Raw genomic sequence first — 2,279 nt, 5'->3', positions numbered from 1 at the left:
CCACGACACCGGCGGACCGCCTGCTCGTGGCGGGCGAGACCCGGCGCGCCCGCGCGGCGTATCTGCGCGACCTCGACACCGACCCGTTCGACCCGCACGCCTGGATCGGCCTCGGCCTGGCCGCCCCCCGGGGGTCGGCCGAACGACGGGCCCTGCTGGAGCGCCCGGAACTGCTCCCGGCCGTACAGCGCGTCCTGGTCACCACCACCGGCCGCCCGGCCCCGGCCCGCCGCCTCGCCACCTGGACGGGGCAGGCGTCGGCGGGATGGACCCGGGAGTGGTCGGCCGCCGGCGGGCGCGAGCGAGCCGAATCCGGTTCGTCGTCGACTCCTACACCGTGCCCATCCGGCGGGTGACCGCGATCTCGACGACCACCCGATTCGGGTTCACTCGCGGCTGCCGGTAGCGGTCGGTGTAGCGGCGGACCGCCTCGGCGATCGCCTCCGGGTCGTCGTTCACCGTGGCGACGCCTTCGAGGGTCGACCACCGGGCGCCGTCGACCTGCGAGATCGCGACCGAAGACCCGGGGCCCGCCGCTCGCACGTTGCGCACCTTGCGGCTGCCGCCGTCCGCGATGACCCGCGCGATCCCGGTCGGGCCGTCGAACGTGGCACCGACGGGAACCACGTGCAAGCTGTCGTCGGGTCGCCGGGTGACCAGCGTGCACAGGTGCCGCTCGTGCCAGAAGGCGAGGAGTTCGGGGGTCGTGCTCACGGGGAGGCGCACTGTCATCGGGGTCGCTTTTCCTGGTCGGGCGGGGTCTTGGGCGCGGTGCCCTGGTCGGGCGGGGCCGAGGACCTCGGCCATGAGGGACCCTAGCGAGTCGCCGGGATCGACCACACGTCAGCCCGGTCGGGGCGCGACCCGCCCCGACCCGTCCCGCCTTGCCGCACGTCGTCGGCCCGCCCCGGTCAGCTCGACCGGACCCAGTCCAACGTGCGCTCGACCGCCCGCTTCCAGTCCGCGTAGCCGCTCTCGCGCTGCTCTTGGTCCCACTCGGGTTCCCACCGTCGGTCCTGGTTCCAGTTGGCGCGCAACTCGTCCGTGTCGCGCCAAAAACCGACGGCCAGGCCCGCGGCGTACGCCGCGCCGAGCGCCGTGGTCTCCGGGACGGTGGGCCGGATCACCGGCACGCCCAGCACGTCGGCCTGGATCTGCATGCACAGGCTGTTGTCGGTGACGCCGCCGTCGACCTTGAGCACGCTGAGCTCGACGCCCGAGTCGGCGGCCATCGCGTCGACCACGTCACGGCTTTGGTAGCAGATCGCCTCCAAGGTGGCCCGGGCGATGTGGCCGGTGTCGTGGTAGCGGGCCAGGCCGACGATGGCGCCGCGCGCGTCGCTGCGCCAGTACGGCGCGAACAGTCCGGAGAAGGCGGGGACGAAGTAGACCCCGGCGGTGTCCTCGACCCGGCGGGCGAGTGTCTCGCTGTCGCCCGCGGTCTTGATGATCTTCAGCTGGTCGCGCAGCCACTGCACGGCCGAGCCGGTCACCGCGATGGATCCCTCCAGCGCGTAGACCGGGTCCTGCCCGGCGAAGTGGTAGGCGACGGTGGTCAGCAGGCCGTGTTCGGAGCGGACGATCCGGTTGCCGGTGTTGAGCAGCATGAAGTTGCCGGTGCCGTAGGTGTTCTTGGCCTCGCCCTCGGCGAAACAGACCTGGCCGACGGTGGCGGCGTGCTGATCGCCCAGGGTGCCGGTGAGCGGGATGCCCACGAGCGGACTGACGTCGGGGGCCGCGCCGTAGCCGTCCGGGTAACTGGAGGGGCGGATGGTGGGGAGCATGGCGCGCGGGATGTCGAAGAAGGACAGCAGTTCGTCGTCCCAGTCCAACGTGCGCAGGTCCATCAGCATGGTGCGCGACGCGTTGGTGACGTCGGTGACGTGCACGCCGTCGCGGACGCCGCCGGTGAGGTTCCACAGCAGCCACGAGTCGATCGTGCCGAAGATCGCGTCGCCGAGTTCCGCGTCGCGGCGCACGCCGTCGACGTTCTCCAGGATCCACTGGACCTTGCCCGCCGCGAAGTACGTGGACGGCGGCAGGCCCGCCTTGGCCCGGATGATCTCGCCCCGCCCGTCGCTCTCCAAGGCGTGCGCGATCCCGTCGGTGCGGGTGTCCTGCCAGACGATGGCGTTGTAGTAGGGCCGCCCGGTCCGCCGGTTCCACACGATGGTGGTCTCGCGCTGATTGGTGATCCCCAGCGCCGCGAGGTCGGCGGCGATGAGCCCGGTGTGGTTGAGGCCGCTGGCGATCACCGAGCGGGTGCGCTCCCAGATCTC

The 2,279-nt window shown here is 72.2% G+C and carries 3 protein-coding genes; 1 reads left to right on the top strand and 2 read right to left on the bottom strand.

Annotation, left to right across the window (positions count from 1 at the left end):
- A partial coding sequence (locus GT354_RS38450) for a hypothetical protein (protein ID WP_202512770.1) occupies window positions 1-356 on the top strand: 356 nt, incomplete at its 5' end.
- Here GT354_RS38450 and GT354_RS38445 read toward each other — a convergent pair.
- Window positions 331-732 (bottom strand): TIGR03618 family F420-dependent PPOX class oxidoreductase, encoded by a 402-nt coding sequence (locus GT354_RS38445; protein WP_161361021.1) that lies wholly within the window; start codon window positions 730-732, stop codon window positions 331-333. The two genes, GT354_RS38450 and GT354_RS38445, sit on opposite strands and share 26 nt — an antisense overlap.
- A 179-nt stretch (window positions 733-911) precedes the next feature.
- Window positions 912-2,279, bottom strand: a 1,368-nt coding sequence (gene glpK, locus GT354_RS38440) for a glycerol kinase GlpK (protein ID WP_161361020.1), incomplete at its 5' end; no start/stop codon positions are given.

The organism is Streptomyces sp. SID3343 (genome assembly GCF_009865215.1).
Taxonomy (GTDB): domain Bacteria; phylum Actinomycetota; class Actinomycetes; order Streptomycetales; family Streptomycetaceae; genus Embleya.
The sequence above is the reverse complement of the archived record's forward strand: the minus strand, read 5'-3'. Positions and strand labels throughout refer to the sequence as shown.